The following is a 23,229-nucleotide window of genomic DNA, read 5'->3' as shown; positions in this document are numbered from 1 at the left end:
CCCATCGGCTATCCGTGAAGGGATAAGCTGCACGATGAGGCAGCGCATGCCGACCTTACGCGCGCGTTCAAAATCGTTTCTCCTTTCCGCCTACGGGGTGAAGGCCCCGCCTCGCGGCGGGGCCACCTGCGCGGCGTCTCAGTCGCGACTCGGGCGAGACCAGATGAGCGAGTGGCCTTCCTCGCCTTCGACCTCGACCAGCGTCGCGTAGATCGGAGCCGGGAAGCTCGGGTCGTCCAGCTTTACCGAGTGGTACTCGCGGCCCGTGTCCTGGGACTTCTTCTTCCACATGGCGCCGAACTCGATGTTCGCGCCCGCGAAGATGCGGTAGTCCGGGGCCTTGTCTGAAGTGCGTTCGGCCGGAACGATCTTGGTCTTGACGGTGCCTAGAGCGAGGGTCTTGACGGTGCCGACGAAGCCGTTGCCGTTGACGATGAAGTTGCCGATGGTAGCCATGTTCGTGTCCTCTTTCGTTCTCGGGCCGCGACCATCGCGACCTCGATGGCTGTCGTTGACCGGAGGCGATCGGGCCGCACCCGAAGGGCCGCCACGCAGTAGAGGGCGGCCAGGGCGAGGCTTTCTTGTCTCGCGAGGAATGGGCGCGCAGCGGCCAGGGGAAGAAAGCCGAGAACGGCCGTTGCGGTCTTTTTGATCGAGGCGGAGCGCAGCGACGACGGCCTTCGGTTAGACATGCCAAATCGAGGACGCATTGGGCGCGACAGGCCGAACGATGAGGATACGACTGAGCGACAGGCAAGCCACACCGCACGACGACGGGCGCATTGGTGAAAGCACTCGCGTGCGCCGCGTAAGCTTTCCGCCAGTCCAGCGGACGCAATAACAACCCCAGACTGTCGTATCGTGATGACATCAGCCTTCCGCGGCTTCGGAAAAACGCTCGCCCAGAAACAGACGGGCATCTTGGAAGCCTGAAGAACCGGCCCGGCGCATCTCCCCTACGCCGTCGGGATGGGAAGCACCGCCTCTCCAGTCGCCGGCACAGGCATGACGACGCACAAAAGAAAGGCCCCCCGCCGTGAGATGAGGCCTTCGTCATTATCTAGAAAGGTGAACGATGAGCGCAAGCGGCCGAGACACGGATCGTTGCACCTCATGCCGCTTGGTCGATCTCGGCCGGCTTGGGTTGAAGATCGTGCAGATAGGTGACTGCCCGCTGAGCGTGGGCGGCCGCGCTGAAGATGAAGCGCCTGTCGTTGGCTAGCACCTCCAACCACGATGCAAGGTAACTCGCATGATCGGCACGCGGCTCGAGTTCGGGCACGATACCAAGGTCCGCGCTGAGGAAGCACGCGCCAAGTTCCGCAACCAGCTCTTCACGGGCGCGCTCGCTGCGATCCTTTGCGTAGCGGCTGAGATCGCGATTGTCGGCTTGCTCTGATCTTTGTCGTTGCCGATCCACGTCGCCAGCAGCTTGGCTGTCTCGCGGCGAAGTGGGGTGGCGCGCTCCTTGCGACCCTTGCCCATGCAACGGATGTGAGCGCCGGTTCCAAGCGCGACATCGCCCCGGGTAAGGCCGACCAGTTCGGAAGCTCGCAGGCCTGTCTGGATTGCGAGCAACAGCAGAGCATGATCGCGCCGGCCCGCCCATGTGGTACGATCCGGAGCCGCCAGCAACGCCGCCATCTCTTCGGCATCGAGGAACGTAACTGCACGCTTCACATAGCGCTTGTTGGGCATGGCTAGGATACGCTGGCAGTGCAGTAGCCAGGTCGGATCGGTCATCGCGACGAAGCGGAAGAACGATCGGATCGCCGCGAGCCGGGTGTTGCGGCTGCGAGCGCTATTGCCCCGCGTGGTCTCGGTATGGGCGAGGAAGTCCGCGACCAGATCGGCGTCGATATCTTCGACCGTCAGGTTGACTGACGGCTTGTTGCGGCGAGTGCTCGCGTACCTGAGCAGCAGCCGGAACGTATCGCGATAGCCAGCGACCGTATGTCGGCTCGCCTCCAGTTGCGTGCAAAGCCGCTCGGTGAAGAAGCGCTGGATCAGCGCAGGTAAGGCGATGGTGCTCATTGTGCCATCTCCCCGCCGCTCGCGGTGGCGCGGCCCATCGCTAGATCGAGCAGCTCCGGGACCGCCTCCAGATACCAATATGTTCCAGAAGGGTTGCTATGACCCAGATAGGTCGTCAGCCGAATCATCTCGCGCGCCGGGTCCTTGCCAGTCCGGTACCAGTTGATCATCGTACGCACGGCGAAGGTGTGGCGCAGGTCGTGGATGCGCGGTCCCCGGCCGTGCCGCTGGTACTGCTGCTCGGATCGCAATCCGATCTGCTGGCATGCTTGCGCAAAGTTGTAGCGTGCCCCACAGTCGGTGAGCCGGGTCGCCTTGTCAGTTACGAACATCGGCTTCGCCGGATGACCGATCAACCGGTCGCGTTTGACGCGATAGTCTAGCAGTCGCTCGACGGCGCTGGGGTCGAGCGGCAGCAGTCGCTCCTTACCGTTCTTACCCTGTCGGACGCGTAACGCACCATTATCGGCATCGAGGTCGTCTCCATCGAGCGCGAGCCCCTCGCTGACGCGCAGGCCCGTGATCGCGATGAGTGCGAACAGCGTCGAGCAGGTCAGCCCGCGCAATCCGCAAATCGACGGAAGTGCCATTGCGGCCGCGATGATCGAAGCGACTTCCGCATCGCTGTAGATATACGGTCGGGAGCGCATCACGGTATTCGGCAACAATCCCCGGGGCGGGGCTTCATGCGCCAGATCGAAGCTACTTAGCCACTGCGCGAAGAGGCGCACGACGGTAAGCCGCGCCGCTCGCGTCCTGCCGTTGGCCTCGTCGAGCGTAGCATGCCAGCGCAGGAACAGCGCCGTGTCGATATGCGTCGCACGCTCGCGGTCGGCAAACCGCGTGAAGCGGCGGAGGATGCGCTCGCTGGTGCTCAGGTCGTAGCCGAGGCTGCGCCGCACGGCCAGATAGCGATCGAGTTGGGAGGTGAGGCTCATTGCGCGCCTCCCACTACGGGCCAGGGCATTGCTATCGACCGCAGCCCATCTATGTCGAGACGGGCATATATCATGGTCGATGTGCGTGAGCGATGCCGCAGCACGTCGCCCACCTCGTCGAGCGATGCACCCGAGTTCACCAACTGGACCGCAAGGCTATGACGCAGCAGGTGCGATCCCACATAGGGCGTCACCGGTTTCTGGCCGGTCGCCTTCAGGGCATCCTTTAGGACGGCGTTGACGATTTGGCTGTCATTGAACGGACGGTGTGGCGCGCGATGGGTAACGAACATCATGCGGCAGGACGTGGGGCCGCGCTCCTCGCGCAGATAGCGGCTCAGCGCATCGCCAACCTCCGAGCTGATCGGCACGCGATCGTGGAGTTTGCCCTTGCCACGAACCAAGAGTTCGCCCGCGCGCCAGTCGACATCGTCCAACCGGATCGCGATGACCTCGGCAGCACGCAAGCCAAGCCGGGCCATGATGAGCAGCATCGCATAGTCCCGAGCCCCGTGCCGCGGGTTGGCGCGCACGCAGGCGAGCACCGCCTCAACGCCCTCGGGCACCAGATGGCGCGGCAGTCGTGCTCCCCAGCGTTTCGCCGTTCTAGGCAGACTCAGCGCTAGATTGGTCGCTGTCGCGCCGTTGCCGAACAGATATTGCAGGAAGATACGAACATGCGTCGCTACCGTCTTGTCGCGCCGCGCACTTGCCATTACGTGCTCAAGGAAGCCGATCACGTCGGCGGGCCGCAACCGCCCCGGATCAACCATCGCATCGCCAAAGCGATGATCGAGGAACCGGTTGGCGAACCGCAGCGTGTGATAGATCGTCCGCGGGCTAAGGCCGCGATGCTTGACCAAATAGGTCTCGAAGTCCGCCAGTAGGGCCGCACGCTCTTGCTGCGCCTCGCTCAACGGCACTGGATGCGTCACGCCGATATCGAGGAGATGCTGCGCGAACCGGCGGGCCAACCTATACGGCCATATCGTGCCGGTTTTCTTACGCGGCACCTTGCGTCCCAGATGCTCGGCCATATCGAGCGTCAACGCTGAAGGACCGATGCCCTGGACATCCATCGCGTGACCCACCTTTCGTAGGATCGATAGGTAGGTCTTGACCGTGCCGGCGCTGTAATTCTCCGCCGCAAAACTCGCTGCGAACGAGCCAAGATGCGGCTCGATGCAGGTCTGCAAATATTGAGACATGATCTTCGTGCTCCTTGTTGTTGGAGCGACGAAGATTATGCCGAATGGGATTGGCGCGATCATGCCGCCAACCGGGCCCAGCCGAGCAGATGCGGCATAATCTGGATCGCGGCATTATGCACGCATTCATGCGCGAGCGTGGCGGCATAGCTCTCGGCGTCACGGAAACTTTCGAACGGCGGCATCTGGATGATGTCGAGCGATGGTGCGAAGAAAGCCTTGTCACCGCCATGCCGGATGGTCGCGCCGGTGTTGGCGAAGAAGGCGTCCACATGCGCGATGCGCTGCGCCGGCGCGATGGTCGGCGCCGGGCGCCCGTAATAGTGATCCGGCAGGTCGTCGATCTGGTCGACGCAAAACACGGTATAGGCGCGCAGGAACGGAACCGTCCGTTCGACGTCGTCGCCATGCTCATCGGTCTCGGTCTTGGTGATCTTGTTGGCGTAGACCACCATCGTTCCGGTCTCGCCCTTGCGGATGTGGCCGCCGAGCTCGAGTGATTGTTTGAACGTCATCCAGATCGGTGACGTGAAGCCGCGCGCGACCGCTTCCGACCACAGCAGCACGACGTTAATGCCCTGATAGGGCATGCCGTTGTGGCGCAGCGGGCGCGTGATGCATCCAGCCGCGGTGGCCGCATTCCATGGCTTGACCCACGGACGCACACCGCGCTCAAGGTCTGCGACGATGCGATCGGTGATGCGCGCATAGATGTCGGCGCGGGGTTTGGTTTCCTTACCAGTCATAATTCTAACCTCCGTTGGAGGCCGCGCCCGTCGCGGCCCGTCACGGCGGTCCGCTGCGAAGGCCTGCGGGGTCGCGCATCCGGTGACGCTGATGGTCGGGGTGAGGGGAGAGACGCCGGACCGGAACGCAGTGGAGGACGGCAAAGCCGTTGCGCTGCCGCGCCGGCCGGAGCATCGACCGAAAGCCGGTACGGGCCGCAACGTGCGCTCCATCCCGGGTCATTTCTCTTTGCTCGTTTGCGCCGTCGCGATGTGCGACATGAAAAAGGCCGGTCCCGAAGGACCGGCCGATATCGGATGGTGAGCGAGAGGCGGGGCCGAAGCCCCGCCGGCGGCGTCACCCGAACGCCGCCATCTGAACCTCGGCCGCCTTGCGGCTGACGGTCTCGCCGGGTTGTTCGGGCTGGCGTTCGAACGGCTTCCAGCTCTCGCCGACGACGTGCTCGTAGGCTGCGGCGGCTCCTTCCGCCGCCATGCGCAGTGCGTGTGCCTGAACGGCGACCTCGGCGGCGAATTCGCGCTTGCGCTGGGCCGCGGATTCGAACCCGACCGGTCCATCGAGGTCTTCGTCGCGCGTGTCGTTGGCGAGCTTTGCCGTCGCCTCGCGTGCTTCGGTGACCGCGCGGCTGTAGAACTGCCCAGCGCCGTGGGCCGAGCCGACATAGGAGCCGACGATGCGCTGCAGGTGAATCTGCATGGCGCGTTCGTTGACGCCTTCGTCAAGCGCGTCGGCGGTCTCGCTGATGAGCCGCTGATGCAGGTCGCGGATGGCGTCGCTGTCGAGGACGGGGAGGCCGAAGCTCTCGGCGATGCGGGTGGCCTGGGCTGCGTCCGGGCAAACGAGCCGGACCATTTCGACGGTGGTGCCGCGGCGAAGCGGGACGACGCGGGCGTTGGTGCGGGGTGCGCGAGCGGTCTTGGTCATGGTGAACTCCTTTTCTGGTTTCGCCGTCGGGTTCGGTCCGGCCCCTGCCGGCTCTCCCCTCGGGTGCGGTCGCCCAGCGCCGCCGGGATGAGGGCCGCTTCAAGGTCCGGGCACCGCCAGGCGAGCAAGGTCCGGTTGCGGACAAGCGGGGTCCCAGGCTGCTGGGCCCTGCGCCGGACGCGGCCGGGCCTTGCCGAGATCGGCGGTCTCCGGTCGCTTGCGACTTGGCCTTGAAGCGGACCGCCGGGGGCGCAGACCGCAGCAAACCCGAGGGGAGAGGCGACAGAATACGGGCCGGGTTGGCGATACCGGAAAGGTTCGATCTGGCCTCCGCCGCTTCTGTGCTCGCAACGTGTGGCCGGGAATGCCGCGAAGTATGCACCTGCGTGGTCCGCTATGCCGCAGCGCCATGCCGCTTCCCTGGACGACACTCGGCCGGACTGCGACATTCGTCCTTGCGATGTGCGCGCTCCGGGTCGTCACGAGCGTGTCGAGACTCCGGCGCGCACCGAGCCCGCAGCATCTCGATCGCGGTATCCTGCCGGGCGAGCTTGCGCGATAACGCGTCGATCTCCGGCTGGCGCGCTGCCGTGATCGCCGCAAGATTCCAGCGGTAGCGTTCCAAGAACGCACTCGGGTCGGGCGGCTTGCCGCGGCGGTATCCCGACCGCTTGCGACCGAGCTGTGATATCAGCGCCGTCATGCGACGGATGATCTGCCGGTCGATCATGTCGAGTTGGCGCTGCGTCTGGCGGCGCGCCTCCTCCACGCGCGAAAGCTGGGCGAGGCGCTCGGGGGAGATCTTCATGGGGACGTCCTCCCTTGCCAGGTGACGAAGCTCGATGGCCCGGAATAGACCGAGTGGCGGGTCTCATCGACGACGAAGCCGAAGCGACCCATTCGGTACTCGTCGGACGGGACCAGGAAGCGCCGCTCCTCGGTGCCTGCGCCACGTCGGCCGCCCGGCGTGGCGACGACTTCGACAAAGCCGGGATGCTGATCCGACGCGTTCGCCGACACGACGATCCAATCGTAGGCGTGCTCGGTCTCGAAGGCGCGCCGATCCTTCTCCCGGGATTCGCCGGGCTGGAGCAGGGTCCCGAAAATCACCTCCCAGGCATCGGGCCAGCTATCCCTAATCGTGCGCTCCGCGCAGCGCCGCTCGTAGCTGGTGAACAGATTCGGGAAGATGATCGCCACGATCGCCCAGCCCTCGTCCTCCTCGTACCAGCCACCCCGCGCGCGCAGCATCGAATGGACGCTGCGGTTGCGTTCGGCGGAAAGATGAAAGCCGCCGTGTCCTGCCGTCGAATGGCAGACGACGCCTTCCGCATAGACGGTCGCGCCCTGAGATGGGCCCCAAGGCGTGTTCGCCGTGGAGGCGATGTCGCGGCGGCCGAGCGCACGCGCCTCGCGCTGGTGCTCGGCATTCTCCGCGATCTTCGCGCGGAAGGCGGCCTCGTCGGCGAGCTCGCCCGAATGGCCGTAGAAGTCGGAGTGCTTCCATTCGGCGATCGGCCGGCCGATGCGCCAGCCGGTTGCGAGATAGTGGCGGCCCTCGCGTGCCGGCAGCATGGCGAAGGCGGTGTCGGCAACGCGCGCCGCGAGGAAGCCATCGCCGCTGCGACCGAACGCAACCTCGGGGAATCCCGAGGCTGAGTCATCGGTGATGGTGGTGGGGAGGGTGGGCGCGGTCATGCGGCTGTCCTCCCCTCTGCAACGTCGGCCGCGACCGCATCGGCCATCACCTCGTCGAGAACGGCATTTGGATAGCCGTGGCTTTGTAGCCACGTTTCGGCATCGGCGCGGCTGCCGGCGAGATAGACCAACTCGGCATCCTCGCCGGGCCGGTCGACCACGCGCACCGCGCCGGCCTTCGGGCGCTCGGTCACAGCGAATTTAAGGTCGCTGTCGACCGAGAACGAGCGGTGGACGCGAAGCACCACGACACCGTCGCCGCCATAATCGCCGGTGTGCAGCGTGATGCTCGCACTGATGACGGTGTTGCCGACGCGGCGTTCGGGTTGCTTGCGGATCAGCCGGCCGCCGCTATTGCGGTATTCCCAGGCCGCGAGCTTCTTGCGGTGGCGCTCCGGTGGTCGCGGCGTGCCGTCTGAAAACCGGACGATCGCGCCGAGCGGGACGAGGTCGTAGATCAACTGTGCGGACATGACGTACTCCTGTTCATGGCGGTGGAAACGAAGCCGCCGCCAGCTGAGCCGGCGGCGGGGTGTCATTCGGATCGTTGGGTGGGGACCGGCTATTCCGCCGCCTCGCGGAACGCCTCGGCGTCCAAGGCTTCGCCATCGTCGGTATCGCCGGCCTCCGGGTCCTCCACCTGGTCGTCGGCCGCGTCGTCTTCGACGACGGCGTTCTTCGCCAGCCACGACAACAAGGCGACCTTGTCGGGAGCGAACAACGCGGCCGGATGCACGAAGCGACCCTCCCTGAAGTGCTCAACCAGGGCGATGCGGGTGTCCTTCACCTTCTGGCGCGGGAGAACCGGCGTGTCCTTGCACGAGCCTTCGAGCGCAGCCCGCGACAGGCACGACAAGAAGTCGTCGGTGCCCATGTTCGGCAGGAAGTTATCCGCGCCGACCACGTCACCGGCGACGCGGGCGACGATGCCGCTGGCGGTGCGGTTCTCCCGGCACGACAGGACTTCCATGAGGGTTGAGCGCGCCGCGACGCGGAGCGTGTCGATGTCGAGGACGAGCTTGCCATCCTGATCGAATAGCGCGGCGGCATGGCGGGCGAAGCGCCGGTTGCCGTAGTAGGTCCCGCCGCTACCGGACTCGACCGAGACGTTCTGGCTGGCGAAGGCGAGGATCAACAAGGCCATCAACGTGTCATCCTCGATCGGCGCGCGGGCCAGCGCCTCGTGCAGCGCGTCCGTTCGGAAGTCGCCGATCATCTCGAGGCCCTTGTGCGTCACGTCAGGACGCGGCTTCGAAACTGTTGCGGACTCGTCCGCAGCGTCGCTGTCGGCCGCGGCAGCCTTGCCCGTCGCCTTCTTCGCCGCGGGCATGCGGTAATGCACGCTCTGCACCCGGCCGTCACGGTCCAGATACATCGCGGTGCAATCGCTCTTCGAGGGCTTGCCGTAGACCCGCTCTGCCTTCGGCGGCAGCTTGACATCGCCCCAGTTCGTCGTCTCAGCGATGATGCCGCGCTTCGGCAGGTTGTTCGTCATCCATTCCTGCTGCGCGCCGAGGAAGGCCTCGACATCCGTGGTATAGCGGCTGTCCTCATCAGCTGGCGCGAACAGATCCTCTGCCCATTGGATTCCGTAAGCCTGGGCGAGGTCGTCGCCGAAGCTGGCATCACGTGCGTACATCCGGGCCTTGGTCAGAGCCTGCGCCACGCTAAACCACGACACCTGCGGATCGGCCTTGGAGGGCTTGTGCTTCTTCCAGACTTCCTTCTGCTCATCCAGCGAGGCGGAGGCGATGGTGCGGAGCTGCCGCTCGTCGGGCATGTCGCCCTTGGCCATGTGATCGAGCATGGCGGGCAGCACGTTCGCGAGCAGGCGGAGCTTTCTGATCTGTCGCACCGGCAGCGCCAAGGCGACGCCGATGGCCTCCTCGGTCCAGCCGAGCGCGACGAGGCGTTCGATCGCGCGCCACTGGTCGACGGGATTGAGCGCTTCGCGGGCGATGTTCTCGATCATCGCGCGCATGGCGCCGTTGTCGTTCGCCGCCTCGTCGACGAGGACGTCGATCTCCTCGAGGCCGGCGGCGATCGCCTGCTTCACACGGCGATGACCGGCGTTGATGACATAGCCGTTGCCACCGCCAGTCTCGGGCGTGATGACGGGCGGCTGGACGATGCCGACGGCCTTGATCGTCGCCAGCAGGAGGGCGTCAGCCTGCGGCGTCGACTTCGTCTGACGCATGCGGTCCGGACTCTCCTTCAGCGCATGCGGATCGACCTTGATGAGTTGCATGGGATTTCTCCTGTTCGGGGTTCGCGGACCGCGGCTCGCGCGTCCTTTTCCGTCTTCTTTCCGAAGACATCCCCCGGCCCGCGGAGCGGTCAGGCCGGCACAACTGCGGCCGAGCATCCCTGGCCGGCCGGACAAGCAGGGCTCTTAAGCCATGCGAAGGACGACGGGCCGGGATCGCGCAGGCCGCGGTTGAGCATCAGCGTTACCGGCCTGACCGATCTGCGAGCGGGCTTTCCTTTCCGCCTATATTGTTCGCCACTGTTCGTGATCGTTCGAATTCAACGGAAAATTCAGTGACTTGCGCCGACATACTGTACTTCGCAGTTCGTCGATGTTCTTGCTAATCGGGTCGGCCACCAGTCACGGTTCGTATGTGCGTGGGTTGCACCCGCGAACGGGCACATGGTCATGTCATCCATAAGTTGTCCCCTCTCGCGATTTATATTCTTTCGTAAATTGAACGCGTGACAACGACAATCCCGCCTGCCTTCGTGTTGGGCAGGTAATTTGTCGAACTGGTCCAGCTATCTGAAAATCGGCGATGGGCGTAAAGCGTCTCTAACAGCGAAACAACCCGACGCTTGCGCGCAGTACTCTGTTCGAGCGGATACTGTAAGGTTTTGCAATACCCGTCCAGATCATAGCTTTCGATTGCACGTCGTCCTGCGTGATCGAGCAGTCGATGAGGCAAAACGATCCGAGCACATTGCTGCGGCGCTAGATGCTGCGCGAGACCCGAAATCGGGCGACATTAGCTTACAGGCACGCTTTGCCGCCAATCCGACCATCGACCTGGCAAGACAGCTAAGAGACGTCAGCGCCGAACCGTCCGGAGCAATCCTGACGATACTGCCTCAAAAGGAAGCGCAAGATCTAGCGCTCGACTACATGGCACATTTCTTACGAAAACTGATCTTCCAAGTGACGACTTGATCGAACATCTTGTTTTTTTGGCTGGGGATTGCAATTGTCCCGAATGCCCGGAGTCCCTTCGTAGGCTCCCCCACTCGCAAGGGCAGTCGTGTGGAAGCGTCTCACGGTCGGGTGCTTGGAAGGCGATGTGAACGCCATTCCCGGCGGTTGCCGGCAGCCCATCTACGGGAGTTTCGAGACCGAAAACGATGTCCGATGCACCGTAGTGCAGTGACGTCTCCGAGGCTCACGAGCATGTTGTCGTGCGGTCCGACCCGCCAGGCATCGGGCAAACAGCCCTTCGATTACCTTGGTGCTTGGATTGATCAGCGACGACCCGTGGGGAAGGCCGAAATCGCTCCTGGAGTTGCCATCGAGATTGCCGAGCAATCCTTCGAAACTGCCGGGCCCGCGGACGCTTCCCGCATGCACGGATAGATCCAAATAGCTGTCATGATCGAGCATTTCAACGAAGTCGAGCGGTGTTTCGATCTGGTGCGTCGTCGCTGTCGCCCTGCCGATGACGACACCATCTCCGAGGTCGAGGCGGTCGCCGACCGCAAACGTGACGGCATGGCCGTCGACGAGCATCGTGCTCCGCGACTAGTGGCAGCAACACGTTTCGTCCTCTCTTACCCGGGAAACGGCCGGGCATCTCCCGCAACAAGCTTGATCAAGTCAGCCTGACGGCGCACGCCGGTCTTTCCAAAGATATTCTGGAGATGAGTTTTCACGGTGGCCTCGCTGACGCCAAGCGCCTCCGCTATCTTAGGTACTCCGCCTACCTTCAGCACCGCATCGAGTACCCGCACTTCGCTCGGTGTGAGTCGGAATTGTCGCGCCGCCACTTCGATCGGATAAGGCGCCGCCATTGATACCTTTCGGACGAAGACGGCAGCGACCGCAGAGTGTCGGCCCCCGGCTTGACGGCGCGCCCCTGACGTCAGCGGCAGGATATCAGCGACCCAGTTCTGGCCAGGCTTGCTAGACAGCGGAATGGCCACACCATCCGTGCCGACAGCGCCATCGCCAGCGTTCGCGGCGGCGATAACATTGCGCAATACCTGCGCCGCATGTGGGTCCACAGCGATCAACGTATTGTTGACGGTTCGTAAAATCGTCGCATCATTGAGCAGCGCTTGTGCGGCTATGTTGGAGAATGCAATATGACAATGATCGTCCAACAGAAAAACACTAGCGTCGAGCCTGTTGAACGCATCTGATAGACTTCCGGCCTTTTCCTTTTGAAGGTCGATGACATTGCCGATCAACACCGCGCGGCGCACGTGAGGAACCAGCAGACGCATGCGCTGCCGCATATCGTCGTCGGCAAGCCCTTGGCGCTCATTCCGGAAGACTCCGAACTGAGCGAAGCTCGTTGCGGATTTGTCGAGCGTGGCAGCCAAATGATCGGCCCACCCGTTCGGCTTGACCCACTCCTTATAGAAAGCCGTCTCGATGAACTCATGATAAGGCAAAACGTTAGTCGTGTTGTAAATCTCCTCAACCTTAAAAAAAAATTGAGCCGTCAAACTCGGATCGAAACGGATGTAGTTGTTAAAATACGCGTCCACGCTGGACGGTTCAACATTGTAAACGTAGTGAAGTTCACCCTGAACGGTGATGTCCTTCCAGTAAATTCCAGCCGCAGTTCCGCCGATGAATTGCGTCGCCTGCTCGAGGACGCCTACCCATAAGCTGGAGTCGAGTGCTGCGTCGTAGATATCGCCGATCAGCTGCGACAAAAATTCCGGATCGACCATTCCCGACACCGCTCATTCGAATGACCACGGTATTGATGCAACTCGGCAATCGCATCAACCGACCTGTGGGATACCAATATGCTCTGAGACCTGATGGCTTTCAGTGTGTGTACGGCGCGAGTCGACTGCCTCCCACCTTAGCCGAGCGTTGTACAGGCGTGGAATATCGCAGACCAGCGTAGATTTTGGTGCGCCACTATCGTGGCAAATTGCCAGATGGCACAGCGAACAGGCACTTTGTCGAGTGGAACGGCAAGGCAGTGGCGTCGATCAAGGCAGGCTTGGTGACAGGAGTGCGCCTCACCGGGCGGGATCCTAACGCAGGAAACGTCACACCGCACACCTTGAAGCACACAGCGGCGACGCGACTCCTGGCCTGGCGTTTGAAGGCTTGGCAGTCACCGAAATCGGAAGACTATTGTTTGCGGCGTGGGCAGTCGTATAAGTCGCATCCGCGGGGCAGCAGCAGCCTTGGTTTGATCGGTTGCGGCTAACCGTTGAGCTACAGGCCCCGCCGCGAGACGGCTGCGGGAATGCTTGTCCGATCAACAGGAACGGGCCGCGATCTCCTTCGGAAAACGCTCAGATCAAGTGCCAGTCGTGTACGGAGATCGCCGACGCATGATCATGTGTCGCATCGCTTCGCCTTTGCGTGAAAGTTTCGTTGCCGAGGCTCACGAGCATGTCGTCCTGCGGTCCAACCCGCCAGGCATCCGCAAACAGCCCTTCGATTACCTTGGTATTCGGATTGACCAGCCACGTGCCATTGGCAAGGCCGAAATCGTTCTTGGCGTTACCATCGAGATTGCCGAGCAATCCTTCGAAACTGCCGGGCCCGCGGGCGCTTCCCGCATGCACGGAAAGATCGAGATAGGTGCCATGATCGAGCATTTCGACGAAGTCGAGCGGTGTTTCGATCTGGTGCGTCTTCGCTGTCGCCCTGCCGATGACGACACCATCGCCGAGATCGAGGCGGTCGCCGACCGCGAACGTGACGGCATGGCCGTCGACGAGCATCGTGCCCGGCTTGGCCTCGTCGAATACGATGAGGTGGTCACCGGCTTCGACAGCAACGGCTGTCAGATAACTCACCCCGGTGTGCCCCAGATTTTCAGCGCGTCCTTCGACCTCGAATTCCGGGCCGGACATTGCATGGGCAATGACATAGTCGCCAGTCGACTGCAGGTTGAATTTGAATCCATCGAACGAAGTGTAGTGGACGTCGCCCCAGCCGCCGCCGGTGGAGCCTGACTTGATGTTAACGCCGACGGTCCCCGTGACCACGCCGCCATGGCCATCGGAAATCGTGTAGTCGAACGCCGCGGCACCACTATAGCCTGCATCCGGCGTGAAGGTGACGGTCTCGTGGGCGGCATCGAACACCACCTCGCCGTGGGTCGCGTGACCGACGTTGACCAGATTCAGCGTGTCGCCGTCGGGATCGGTGTCGTTGGCGAGAAGTGCGGCGGCCGATATCACCAGCGGGGTATGCTCCTGCGCGGTGACATGGTCATTGCCGGCGGTGGGTAGGCGATTGGCCGTCGCCGACAGCGTGGTCGAGATCTGATCGGTATTGCCCGCGAGGTCGGTGACCGATGCGACCAGCGTGTGATCGCCGACGCCGTGGAGCGTGACGTCAGCATGCCACGCGCCGTCGGAGCCCACGATCGCGGTACCGAGCACCGACGTGCCTTCGGTGATGTCGATGGTCCGTCCGGAATCCTCAGGTCCGGCTGTGCCGGAGATTTCAGTCGGCCTATCAGTGATGATGGGTCCGGATGGCGCGGTGAATGCCAGATCCGGCGCTGTGGTGTCGTAGGTGAAATCGATCTCGCCGGCGGCCGAAACGTATCCGGTGGCATTGGTCTGGGTGACGCTGACGTGGTGGTGGCCTTGCGTGAGACCTGCGGGGTCATAGGAAGCAACGACGCTTCCATCCACCGTGTAAACAAGGGTTTCTCCGGATACGGCCGCGACCGCGATGGTTGCGTCGCTGGTGATGTGGTCGGAGTTCGACGCACCGGAATCGTGGGCGAGTGTCAGCGTCGGCGCCGCAGGGGTCGCGATGGTATCGGCGAGATTGCCTTGCGCGTCGGTCTGGATCGCGCTCAGCGACGCCGCATCCGGCGCGGCATGGATCTGGCCGTTGATCGATACCAGCGCCTCCGTGACTTGGTCCGCGGCGTCGCCGGTCAGGCCGGCGAGGGTCGCGATCTGTCCGAGCAGACTGGCATCGGTCAGGTCGATGGTCGGGTGGCCGGCGATGATACTGGCGAAGGCCGAGTATGCCGTCGCAGTGGCCGCCATCGCGGTCGCATTTGCTTGTCCTTCGAGGCCAGCTACGATCAGTGCGACATCCGCGATCACAGTCGTACCGGCCACGAGCAGCGCGAAGGCCGAGGCGTCGCCGGCCGCATTCGCTGCCACGGGATCGATGTGAAGAAGATCCGTACCTGCCGGAAGCCCCAACGCCTGCAGAACTGTCCCGACCGGATCGGCAACCCCGCTCTCGGTCAGCATCTCCGCCAGAGTGGTCAGCGGCGTAATCACTGTCGCGCCGGACGGGGCAGACATGAAGCCTTTGAAGGCAAGACCGGTCGCAATGTCGGTGCCGCCGATGGCAACGAGGGCGCCGCCACCGCCGCCGGGGAGCATAAAATTACCCTGGCTGTCCGAGGTGGTCGAGACTTCACCGGCGCTCAGTGCGTGATCGACATTCGCGTCCACGAATACGGTCGCGCCTGACAGATAACCATCGACCACCTTGCCGTCGATGTCGGGCGGCGTCGGCACTGCCGTGGTGAAATCGAGCGTGCCGTTGGAGAGGCCGGCGAACGCGGTGCCGGCAGCATCGACGACGACAGCGGCCCCGAACGTGACATGGTAGGTCTGCCCGCCCGCGAAATTGTCGGTCGGATTGATCGTCATGGTCGTGCCGGAGAAGATGACCTGACTGGCGTCGGTGACATCGATCGTGCGTACGTCGCCGGCGTCGCCTGTGATCGTGATCGTGCCGTGGCCAGCATGGACAGTCTTGTCGAAATTCAGAGTAATGTCAGCGGCTGCCGCGACATCGGTCGCTTCGTCTGCAGGGCTGATGCTGGCGAGGGTCGGTGCGACGTCGACCGGATGTGACGGATCGTAGGGAAACTTGGTCAGATCCTTGATGAAGACATCGCCCGCTCCATTGGTGTCGCCCGGCACGAGATTGGCTGCGTAGGAGAAAAAGCTGATTTTGGTCCCATCGGTGGAATAGGTGGGGTTCGTCGACCAGCCGCTTCCGTCCGTCCCGAAGGAGTCGTCGGAGACGAGCCTGATCGCTCCCGTCACGAGATTCTTCTCGTAGATGTCACCTGTGCTGTTGCCGACGCCGGGGACAAGATTGGCGTCCGTCGAGACAAAGGCGATCCGCGTTCCGTCGGGCGAGAAGACCGGATATTCATAATACGCGGTCGCGGTTGTCGTCCCCTGTTCCCCATTCGCACCAGTCGAAACCCGCGTGATCGCGCCTGTTTCCAGGTTCTTGATAAAAATATCCGGGGCTTTGTTGGTATCGCCAAGGACAAGGTTCTCGGCGGCGCTCTGAAAAGCCACAGATTTTCCATCCGGAGAAAACACAGGCAATTCAGAATCGCCGTAGGCCTGCGCGCCGTCGGCCGTCGTGGAGACGCGGATAACTTGTCCCGTCTGGAGATTTTTGGCGAAGATGTCGGATCCGTGGTTGGTATCTCCTGCGACGAGATTGTCGGCGGTGGATGCGAACACGACCCATTTGCCATCGGGCGAAAATGAATATCCGGGCTCGAGTGAGCCGACCAGTTGCCCGTCGGCAGGCGTGCCATCAGCCGCTGTCAAAACGCGGGTGGTGGTGCCGGTCGTGAGGTTCTTGACGAAAAGGTCGCCGGCCAAATTGTCGGTGAGGTCGGAGCTTGACGATCTGAACAGGATGCTGTTGCCGTCGAGCGAGAAGACCGGAGAGTAGCTGAGCCCGACACCAACCGTCCCGCCCGGGGTCGTCGAGACCACGGTGGATGTGCCCGAAACGAGATCATCAACTATGATGTTGCGGTCACCCGACGAGAAAGCGACTTTCGTTCCATCGGGGGAAAACACCGGACTGTCGCCACCCTCCGGGCCGGAGACAATGGTCAGGTCGCCGGTCGCCAGGTTCTTGAGCACGACCTGAGCCGCGGCGGCATAGGGGTTTGGCGCGAGATCGGAGGAGTGCGTGACGAAGGCGGCATATTTTCCGTCCGACGACAAGACGGGTGTTCCGGCAAACACGCCGAAATAGGCCTGGCTGCCATCCGCCTGCGTATCCACCCGCTCGATATTGCCGGTTACTTTGATCGTGACCGTTGTGTCTTGGCTCGACTGGTAGCCGGCGCCAGCCTTGTAAGTGAAGCTGTCGGTCCCGATGAAAGTCCCGTCTGGCGTGTAGGTGAATGACCCATCCGGGTTCAGGTCGACCCGCCCGTGCTTGGCGTCTGAAAAGGAGGTGACCGCCAGGGTGCGCTCGCCGGCCGCCACGGAGTCGTTGGCGAGCAGGCCATGGGCCACATCCACCTTGAGCGGCGCGCTATAGCTCGCAACGTATGTGTCCGCCGCCGTGCCCGGCGCTGGGTGCAGCGTCTTGATGAAGACCTCGTCGAGGGAGGGTGGCTTGCCACCCGCCACGAGGCCGCTTTCTGCCGAAGTAAAGGCGATCATGCTGGCGTCGGGCGAGAAGCCGCCCGGATAGGTGAAGTTTCCGTCCGGATTCTGATAGATGCCCTGCGATCCGTCGGCAGCTGTCGATACGCGAGTGACGGCACCGGTGACGAGGTCCTTAATGAAAATGTCGCGGCCACCATTGGTGTCGCCTGGAACAAGGTCGCCGGACAGGGACATGAAGGCGAGCTTGCTGTCGTCGGCAGAGAACGACGGTGCATATTGGCTCGCGAAGACCCCGGAATCGGTTTGGCTTCCATCTGAGGTCGTGGAGACGCGCGTGATTATCCCGGTCTTGAGGTCCTTGACGAAAAGATCCGCGACGCCATTGGTATCGCCGGCGACAAGGTTGCTGGCGTCCGACCAGAACGCGACTTTTGTGCCGTCGTGGGAAACGCTGAAAGCCTTGGTAGAGCCATTCGCCTGAACTCCATCCGCGACGTCTGAAATTCGAGAGACAATTCCAGTAGTCAGGTCTTTGACGAAGAGATCCGTCGCCCCATTGTTATCGCCGGCGCTGGCATTCGTGGCGTCAGATGTGAAAAAAAGCTGATTGGCGTTCCAGCGGATCTGACTTCCGGAAAGCCCGCCATTGAGTTCGGCCCCGCTACTCGACGTCGAAACGCGGGTGATCACGCCAGTGCCGAGATCCTTGATAAAGGCGTCGTACGAATTATTCGTATCTCCGGGAACAAGGTTCGAAGCGAAAGAAGAAAATAGAAGCCGATGTCCATCCGGCGACAGGACTCCACTGCTACTCAGGCCGTTAGCTTGCACACCCGAAGCGGTGGTCGACAACCGCGTGATCGCGCCCGTCGTGAGGTCTTTCTCAAAGATATCAGACACACCATTCGTATCGTCTGGTACGAGCTTGTCGGAGGACGACGAGAAGATAACGGAGTCGTTGGTCCCGAAAGTGCCTGAGCCGTCAGAGTCCAAAGCGGCCGAATCGGTTCCTCCGGGTGAGGAGACAAGGGTCACTGCGCCTGTGGTGAGATCCTTCACATAGAGCCGAGCGCCACTGACAGTCAGGTTCAGCCCCGGAACCAGATTGGTTGCGTAAGACTGAAGGAGCACCTTGGTGCCATCCGGTGAAAAGCCGAAGAAGTAGGTATCACCGTTAGCCGGCGTTCCATCCTGAGCGGTTGAAACGCGTACGATTTCGCCTTGTGCGTCGTTCGGTCCGGCCATCTTATTTTCCTGCAATCTGATTGGTGAAATTGAACTCGATCGCGTTCGGCATTCGGGTCATCGTTCCATCCAGGGCTTCGCGATCTGATCCGTCAGCGGCTTGGTCGACACACGGAGCGCACGCGCTGGCGTCTGATGCGGCAATGCAGAAACACTCAATCCGAAACGGGCGGCCGCTGCCTCCACCGTTCGGTTGAGCCCGGTCCGATTTGGGCAACGCTGCCGCCCACACCGATCACAAGACAGAGAGGCCGCACTTGCGCGGCGAGGTGCCATGCCCTGTCATTTCGCCGGCGGCATCGGAGATGGTGAAATTTTCGGCGCCGGTTGAGCGACCGTCGGCGCCGCGGCTGCACCGGCGACATACTGAACGCTGACGCCGATGATCACGCATCCATTGCCAGCGGTCGGCATCAGGATCCGATGTTCGCCGGCGTTGCTCCGGTACAGTGGAAGTCCCGCCAGTTTTCCAATCATCGCGGAAGACTTCAGAATGTCCTTTTCGACGTCAATGCAGGGCCGCGCCGATGGAAACACCTGAATGGAAGTCGCATCGCATCCGTTGACGGAAGGACTTGCCAAAATCACCGAAGCCGCGCGCGGCGCAATCGGGCTCTGGTAGGTTTCGACGACGATGGATTGAAAGGCGTGCAAATTGGGCGCGCCGGGATTCCAGTTGGAAAAGGCGCTGTGGGGCGCATCGATCGACGACGCCGATCCGCGCTCGACTGCGCTCGTGCATGGACCGAGACCGGCATTTTTGGCGTGCAGGACCGGCTCCGGTTTTTCCGGCGGACTTAAACTGCCGACATCGGAAACGATCGGAATCGATGCGACAGGCGGCGTTGCCGGCGGAGCCGCTTTCTTCGCTGTTACCTTTGGCTGCTGCGCCGTTGCGGGTGGTTGGGCGGCAATCGGTCTGGGACCATTTGCGCCCGGCGGCACTTCAGCTTGAGAGGGCGCTTGTGCGAACGCGTCGCCGATGGCCAGGCACAGCAGGACGCCAATGGCTATTCCCGATCGGCGCACGATATCACGCAATGCCACTTCCAAATCCAGGATTCATCGCGGCTAGTTCAGCGTAAACGAACTGGACACCACGCCGCCGTAAGCGCCTTGATCCGGCGAACCGGAGAAAGTGGCATTGACCCGCCAGCGGTCCGTTGCGGCATAGCCGATGCCGATCGCAAGGCCGGACGAGCCTTTGAAATTTCCATAGGAACCTGCGACCGACACCTTGCCGGGCCGTTGATCGAACTGAAGCGCACCTGCGGCCATCGCCAAGGCGATGCCGGCGCGCGCTTCGCGCAAGTTGTCTGTCACCTGGTTCTGCAAGTTGCTGATCTGCCCCTGGAAGCCGCCGGTGATGCCGGCGAGTTGGCTGACATTGACGGCATCGGTCGGGTTGATGCCGGCTGCAACATTGGTGATGCGGCGCTCGCCTCCCGTCGAGCCGACCGACACGGTGTTGGCGGCGGAAGCGACCGATCCGTTGCCGATCGCCACCGAATTGGCGCCCGATGCCACGGCTCCGGTGCCGATCGCGGTGGCATTCGTGGCGGAAGCGACCGCGCCGTTGCCGAAAGCAGAGCTGCCGGAGGCTGCACTCGCTTGCGCGCCGTCGCCGATCGCGGTGTTGCCGAATGCCGCCGACGAACTGGCGCCGATCGCGACCGAGCCGGTCGAGACGGCGCCGGTGCCGATGGCGATGGCATTGGCGCCGGTGCCGGCGGTTGCACCATCGCCGATGGCGACGCCGCTTGCCCCGGTGGCGCTGGAGTTGTTGCCGGCTGCGAAGGAATTGGTGCCGCTGGCGGTCACTGCGTTGCCCAGCGCAACGGAGTTGTCGGTCGTGGCTTTCGCACCACTGCCGATCGCCGTCGTATTTGCCGCCGATGCGACCGAGTGGTTGCCAATGGCGGCGCCGCCCGCTCCCGATGCGCTGGCGTGGTCGCCGGCAGCGAAGGCGCTTGACGCCGATGCCTCCGAGCTCGTGCCGATGGCGATGCCGCCGACCCCCGTCGCGCTGGAAGAGTTGCCGACAGCTAAGGAACTGAGGCCGCTTGCGGTCGCCGCGCTGCCCAGGGCAGTGCTGGCGAGGCCGCCCGCCGTGCTGCCCCGTCCGTAGGCGCTGGCAGACGTGCCGGTCGCATGACTATTCTGGCCGGTCGCCGTGCTGTTGGCGCCGCTTGCTGTCGTGCCATCGCCGATGGCGACGCCGCTTGCCCCGTTGGCGTGGGAGTTGTTGCCGGCCGCGAAGGAATTGGTGCCGTTGGCGGTCACCGCGTTGCCCAGGGCGACGGAGTTGTCGGTCGTGGCGCTGGCTCCGCTCCCGATCGCGGTCGAGGACACGCCCGCCGCGGCACTGCTCAGGCCGATCGCGATCGATTTGACGCCGGTGGATTGCGCGCCTACGCCGCCGACTCCGTCGCCACCACCGATCGCTACACTGTAATCCCCACTCGAAAGCGCAGCAGAGCTAATACCTGCTGTAACAACACCGGCGCCGATCGCAGTGCTGTATGAGCCTGAAGGAACAAATGTGGCATTGGCGTTTGCACCGATGCTCGTCGCACCAGTTGCGAAAACAGTTGAACCAGCGCCGGCACCTACTGATGTGCTCCCGCCACCGGCCGAGGAACCTTGGCCGATCGCCGTGGCGCCTTCGGTGGCCGTGCCCGAGGCGAACGAGCCGGCACCGCATGCAAGGTCTTTACTGGCTACTGCAGTTCCGGTGCCAGGTCCTGGGCTGAGCGCACAGGCTTGTTGAGCCGACGCGGAACCAACCGGCGCAGAAATTGCCGTGGCGAGCGCTACCATGCCGGTCGCGTAACGTGCCGCGCTCCAGAGCTGGGCGACGCGCACGCGGGATTTAATCAAACGAAACATCGCTTCAGTGACTATACGAGGCATTTGCGCTCTCAGCTCCAAAACGTCGACCAATCTTGATCGATCGGGCCAGACTCAAGATGCGAGAGCCGAATAGCAGCTCCCATTCATCCCAGGCCGAGCGAAGGTGGAAGGAGATGGCGCGCCGCACATCAACCGTTCGGTTGAAGTCGAAGCGATACCGATCTTTGGCGGTGCTTTTTTTCCAAATGTTGCCGAATTGCATCTCCTTCAGCGTCGGTGCGTCCAACATCGGTTCGGCCAGCAGCTTCTTGAGCCTGCGATTCTCCGCTAGCGTGCTCCTCCTTTTCGGCGACAAGGAAAATGACTATCGGCAGTGCAACGATGGCTCCGACACGTATTTTTACAGATCAGGGGACGGCAACGATGAGATCGCCGACCGGTCAGGCTCTGCGATAGATGTTGATACCCTGAGCTTCACGGACCTGAACGCCGGGGACGTGACCGCCAGCCGCACCGGCAACGCCCTGCTTGTCAGAGGGTGTGAATCTTTTGACTGCTTGCAAGCAAGTATAGCGGATCGCAGGTACGTATGATTCTCTTGCCGCGATGGATTGGCAGGAGGCGGCGATGTCGGCTGATGAGTTATTTGGGCAGCTGCCGGAGCAGGCGAAGGCGCAGGCTGGAGCGGCGCCGCTCGGCGCGCCGCGGCTCCGAGAACCCCAACGCGACCAGATCGAGTTGCGGGCGGTGGATATCGAGAGCCTGATTGGGGAAGACCATCCGGTGCGCCTGTTCTGGTCCTATGTCGAAGGGGTTGATCTGAGCGAGTTGGAGAACCGGATCAAGGCGCGGGGTGAGCGGCCCGGTCACCCCGCGACATCGCCGCGGCTTTTGCTGGCGTTGTGGCTCTATGCCACCAACGAGGGCGTCGGCAGCGCGCGCGCTTTGGAACGGCTGTGCGAGAGCCATGACGCCTGTCGTTGGCTGTGTGGCGGGGTGTCGGTGAACCATCACACGCTGGCGGACTTCCGGGTCGGTTGGGCCGAGCTGCTCGACCGGCTGCTTTGCGAGCATCTGGCGGCGCTGGCGAAGGCTGGCCTCGTCGATCTGGAGACGCTGGCGCAGGACGGGGTGCGGGTCCGGGCCAGCGCGGGAGCCGCCTCGTTCCGGCGCGAGGCAACACTGGACAAACATCTGGCTCAGGCTGAGGCGGTTGTGGAAGATCTCAAGCGCGAGGTCGACGCACGCTCGGACGCCAGCAATCAGCGCATGAAGGCCGCAAGGAGCGCGCCGCGCGCGAGCGTCAGGCACGCGTCAAAGCGGCGCAGGCGGCGCTTGCCGAGATCAAGCAGCAGCGCAAGGAGCGCGAAGAAAAACGCGGCAACGGCAAGAAGCCGAAGGAGCCGCGGGCTTCCACGACGGACGCCGATGCACGGGTCATGAAGATGGCCGACGGCGGCTTCCGCCCAGCCTACAACGTGCAGGTGACGAGTGCGGCCAGCCAGCAGATCGCCGTTGACATCGAGGTCTGCAACACCCGGTCCGATCGCGGCCTGATGCGTCCGATGCTGGAGCGGCAGCGCATCCGCGACAGGCTCGAAGAATGAGATCGATTTCCTGAGCGGGATCACCAATCAAAACTTGTGGTTCGAGCAAGCCGGAAATGATCTCAAGATCGATCTTCTTGGGACCAACACCAGCACGACCATCAGCAACTGGTTTTCAGGAGGTGCCAGCACCTTGCAGGGGATCACCGCCGGTGGCCTCAAGATCGACAGCCAGATCTCGCAGCTCGTGCGGGCGATGGCAACATATTCGACGACAATACGGGATTCGATCCGACTTACTCAGGTATCCAGGCTCTGCCCAACGACACGGCGCTCCAAGGCGCGGGGCGTCACTTTGACGGCCTCGCGCAGGGGCTTATCCTCAACGAGACCGACAAAGCATGCCGCGCTGGCGTGGGAGACCGCGAAGGGCCGTGGCTAGGACCGTAGATTGAA

At 62.9% G+C, this 23,229-nt stretch carries 16 protein-coding genes and 4 pseudogenes; 4 read left to right on the top strand and 16 right to left on the bottom strand.

Annotated elements, in window-relative coordinates:
• Nucleotides 1–138: 138 nt before the first annotated feature.
• The 6 genes and pseudogenes from FXB40_RS37755 to FXB40_RS37720 form a co-directional block, all read right to left on the bottom strand.
• Nucleotides 139–456: a DUF736 domain-containing protein gene (locus FXB40_RS37755; protein ID WP_129273743.1), complete on the bottom strand. Its 318-nt coding sequence runs from the start codon at nt 454–456 to the stop codon at nt 139–141.
• Nucleotides 457–1,111: 655 nt separating this feature from the next.
• Nucleotides 1,112–1,384: pseudogene (locus tag FXB40_RS37745) on the bottom strand (zincin-like metallopeptidase domain-containing protein); the annotation flags it as partial.
• Nucleotides 1,366–2,034, bottom strand: a pseudogene (locus tag FXB40_RS37740) (tyrosine-type recombinase/integrase); the annotation flags it as partial. The pseudogenes FXB40_RS37740 and FXB40_RS37745, both read right to left, overlap by 19 nt.
• Nucleotides 2,031–2,972 (bottom strand): tyrosine-type recombinase/integrase, encoded by a 942-nt coding sequence (locus FXB40_RS37735; RefSeq protein ID WP_148777349.1) that lies wholly within the window; start codon nt 2,970–2,972, stop codon nt 2,031–2,033. The gene FXB40_RS37735 and the pseudogene FXB40_RS37740, both read right to left, overlap by 4 nt.
• Complete coding sequence (locus FXB40_RS37730; protein ID WP_148777348.1) at nt 2,969–4,180, bottom strand: tyrosine-type recombinase/integrase; 1,212 nt, start codon at nt 4,178–4,180, stop codon at nt 2,969–2,971. Before FXB40_RS37730 ends, FXB40_RS37735 begins: the two co-directional genes overlap by 4 nt.
• Before the next feature lie 116 nt (nt 4,181–4,296).
• A pseudogene (locus FXB40_RS37720) lies at nt 4,297–4,926 on the bottom strand (ArdC family protein); the annotation flags it as partial.
• An 82-nt stretch (nt 4,927–5,008) separates the two neighbouring features.
• Between FXB40_RS37720 and FXB40_RS37715 the strand changes: the two are divergent.
• The gene (locus tag FXB40_RS37715; protein WP_148777346.1) at nt 5,009–5,230 is read left to right on the top strand and encodes a hypothetical protein; all 222 of its coding nucleotides are present in this window, start codon (nt 5,009–5,011) and stop codon (nt 5,228–5,230) included.
• A 33-nt stretch (nt 5,231–5,263) separates the two neighbouring features.
• Here the strand turns inward: FXB40_RS37715 and FXB40_RS37710 are convergent, their stop codons facing one another.
• From FXB40_RS37710 to FXB40_RS37690, 5 genes are all read right to left on the bottom strand, one after another.
• Nucleotides 5,264–5,851: a hypothetical protein gene (locus FXB40_RS37710; protein WP_148777345.1), complete on the bottom strand. Its 588-nt coding sequence runs from the start codon at nt 5,849–5,851 to the stop codon at nt 5,264–5,266.
• A 394-nt stretch (nt 5,852–6,245) separates the two neighbouring features.
• Entirely contained in the window at nt 6,246–6,659 is a 414-nt protein-coding gene (locus tag FXB40_RS37705) for a hypothetical protein (protein ID WP_148777344.1), read from the bottom strand.
• Nucleotides 6,656–7,549 carry a DUF7007 domain-containing protein gene (locus FXB40_RS37700; protein ID WP_148777343.1) on the bottom strand — a complete coding sequence of 298 codons (894 nt, stop codon included), beginning with the start codon at nt 7,547–7,549 and terminating at the stop codon, nt 6,656–6,658. The genes FXB40_RS37705 and FXB40_RS37700 overlap by 4 nt, the downstream gene beginning before the upstream one ends.
• On the bottom strand, nt 7,546–8,022 hold the full coding sequence (locus tag FXB40_RS37695) for a hypothetical protein (protein ID WP_148777342.1): 477 nt from the start codon (nt 8,020–8,022) through the stop codon (nt 7,546–7,548). The genes FXB40_RS37700 and FXB40_RS37695 overlap by 4 nt, the downstream gene beginning before the upstream one ends.
• Before the next feature lie 89 nt (nt 8,023–8,111).
• Nucleotides 8,112–9,797, bottom strand: coding sequence for a ParB/RepB/Spo0J family partition protein (locus FXB40_RS37690; RefSeq protein ID WP_148777341.1), 1,686 nt, complete (start codon nt 9,795–9,797; stop codon nt 8,112–8,114).
• 507 nt (nt 9,798–10,304) lie between these two features.
• On the opposite strand from FXB40_RS37690, the gene FXB40_RS37685 reads away from it, so the two are divergent.
• The gene (locus FXB40_RS37685; RefSeq protein ID WP_148777340.1) at nt 10,305–10,730 is read left to right on the top strand and encodes a hypothetical protein; all 426 of its coding nucleotides are present in this window, start codon (nt 10,305–10,307) and stop codon (nt 10,728–10,730) included.
• A gap of 162 nt (nt 10,731–10,892) precedes the next feature.
• On the opposite strand, the gene FXB40_RS37680 is transcribed toward FXB40_RS37685, so the two are convergent.
• The 5 genes from FXB40_RS37680 to FXB40_RS37660 all read right to left on the bottom strand — a co-directional run bounded on the left by FXB40_RS37680 (nt 10,893) and on the right by FXB40_RS37660 (nt 20,725).
• Nucleotides 10,893–11,300 (bottom strand): hypothetical protein, encoded by a 408-nt coding sequence (locus tag FXB40_RS37680; protein ID WP_148777339.1) that lies wholly within the window; start codon nt 11,298–11,300, stop codon nt 10,893–10,895.
• Between the two features lie 41 nt (nt 11,301–11,341).
• Nucleotides 11,342–12,472, bottom strand: a complete 1,131-nt coding sequence (locus FXB40_RS37675; protein WP_148777338.1) for a helix-turn-helix transcriptional regulator — start codon at nt 12,470–12,472, stop codon at nt 11,342–11,344.
• Nucleotides 12,473–13,054: 582 nt separating this feature from the next.
• Nucleotides 13,055–18,373 (bottom strand): cadherin-like domain-containing protein, encoded by a 5,319-nt coding sequence (locus FXB40_RS37670; protein ID WP_148777337.1) that lies wholly within the window; start codon nt 18,371–18,373, stop codon nt 13,055–13,057.
• A gap of 282 nt (nt 18,374–18,655) precedes the next feature.
• Nucleotides 18,656–19,414, bottom strand: coding sequence for a hypothetical protein (locus FXB40_RS37665; protein WP_148777336.1), 759 nt, complete (start codon nt 19,412–19,414; stop codon nt 18,656–18,658).
• 30 nt (nt 19,415–19,444) lie between these two features.
• Nucleotides 19,445–20,725, bottom strand: coding sequence for a YadA family autotransporter adhesin (locus FXB40_RS37660; protein ID WP_187437423.1), 1,281 nt, complete (start codon nt 20,723–20,725; stop codon nt 19,445–19,447).
• A 674-nt stretch (nt 20,726–21,399) separates the two neighbouring features.
• Here FXB40_RS37660 and FXB40_RS37655 point away from each other — a divergent pair.
• Nucleotides 21,400–21,819, top strand: a complete 420-nt coding sequence (locus tag FXB40_RS37655; protein WP_148777334.1) for a hypothetical protein — start codon at nt 21,400–21,402, stop codon at nt 21,817–21,819.
• A gap of 34 nt (nt 21,820–21,853) precedes the next feature.
• Nucleotides 21,854–22,815: pseudogene (locus FXB40_RS37650) on the top strand (transposase); the annotation flags it as partial.
• Between the last annotated feature and the right edge of the window lie 414 nt (nt 22,816–23,229).

Origin of the sequence: Bradyrhizobium rifense, assembly GCF_008123425.1 — a bacterium.
Classification (GTDB): Bacteria; Pseudomonadota; Alphaproteobacteria; order Rhizobiales; family Xanthobacteraceae; genus Bradyrhizobium; species Bradyrhizobium rifense.
The sequence above is the reverse complement of the archived record's forward strand: the minus strand, read 5'-3'. Positions and strand labels throughout refer to the sequence as shown.

What these genes read in the sequence shown, in the direction of transcription:
- FXB40_RS37755 (WP_129273743.1), bottom strand. Translation starts at nt 456, where the DNA reads ATGGCTACCATCGGCAACTTCATCGTCAACGGCAACGGCTTCGTCGGC.
- FXB40_RS37735 (WP_148777349.1), bottom strand. Translation starts at nt 2,972, where the DNA reads ATGAGCCTCACCTCCCAACTCGATCGCTATCTGGCCGTGCGGCGCAGC.
- FXB40_RS37730 (WP_148777348.1), bottom strand. Translation starts at nt 4,180, where the DNA reads ATGTCTCAATATTTGCAGACCTGCATCGAGCCGCATCTTGGCTCGTTC.
- FXB40_RS37710 (WP_148777345.1), bottom strand. Translation starts at nt 5,851, where the DNA reads ATGACCAAGACCGCTCGCGCACCCCGCACCAACGCCCGCGTCGTCCCG.
- FXB40_RS37705 (WP_148777344.1), bottom strand. Translation starts at nt 6,659, where the DNA reads ATGAAGATCTCCCCCGAGCGCCTCGCCCAGCTTTCGCGCGTGGAGGAG.
- FXB40_RS37700 (WP_148777343.1), bottom strand. Translation starts at nt 7,549, where the DNA reads ATGACCGCGCCCACCCTCCCCACCACCATCACCGATGACTCAGCCTCG.
- FXB40_RS37695 (WP_148777342.1), bottom strand. Translation starts at nt 8,022, where the DNA reads ATGTCCGCACAGTTGATCTACGACCTCGTCCCGCTCGGCGCGATCGTC.
- FXB40_RS37690 (WP_148777341.1), bottom strand. Translation starts at nt 9,797, where the DNA reads ATGCAACTCATCAAGGTCGATCCGCATGCGCTGAAGGAGAGTCCGGAC.
- FXB40_RS37680 (WP_148777339.1), bottom strand. Translation starts at nt 11,300, where the DNA reads ATGCTCGTCGACGGCCATGCCGTCACGTTTGCGGTCGGCGACCGCCTC.
- FXB40_RS37675 (WP_148777338.1), bottom strand. Translation starts at nt 12,472, where the DNA reads ATGGTCGATCCGGAATTTTTGTCGCAGCTGATCGGCGATATCTACGAC.
- FXB40_RS37670 (WP_148777337.1), bottom strand. Translation starts at nt 18,373, where the DNA reads ATGGCCGGACCGAACGACGCACAAGGCGAAATCGTACGCGTTTCAACC.
- FXB40_RS37655 (WP_148777334.1), top strand. Translation starts at nt 21,400, where the DNA reads ATGGCGCGCCGCACATCAACCGTTCGGTTGAAGTCGAAGCGATACCGA.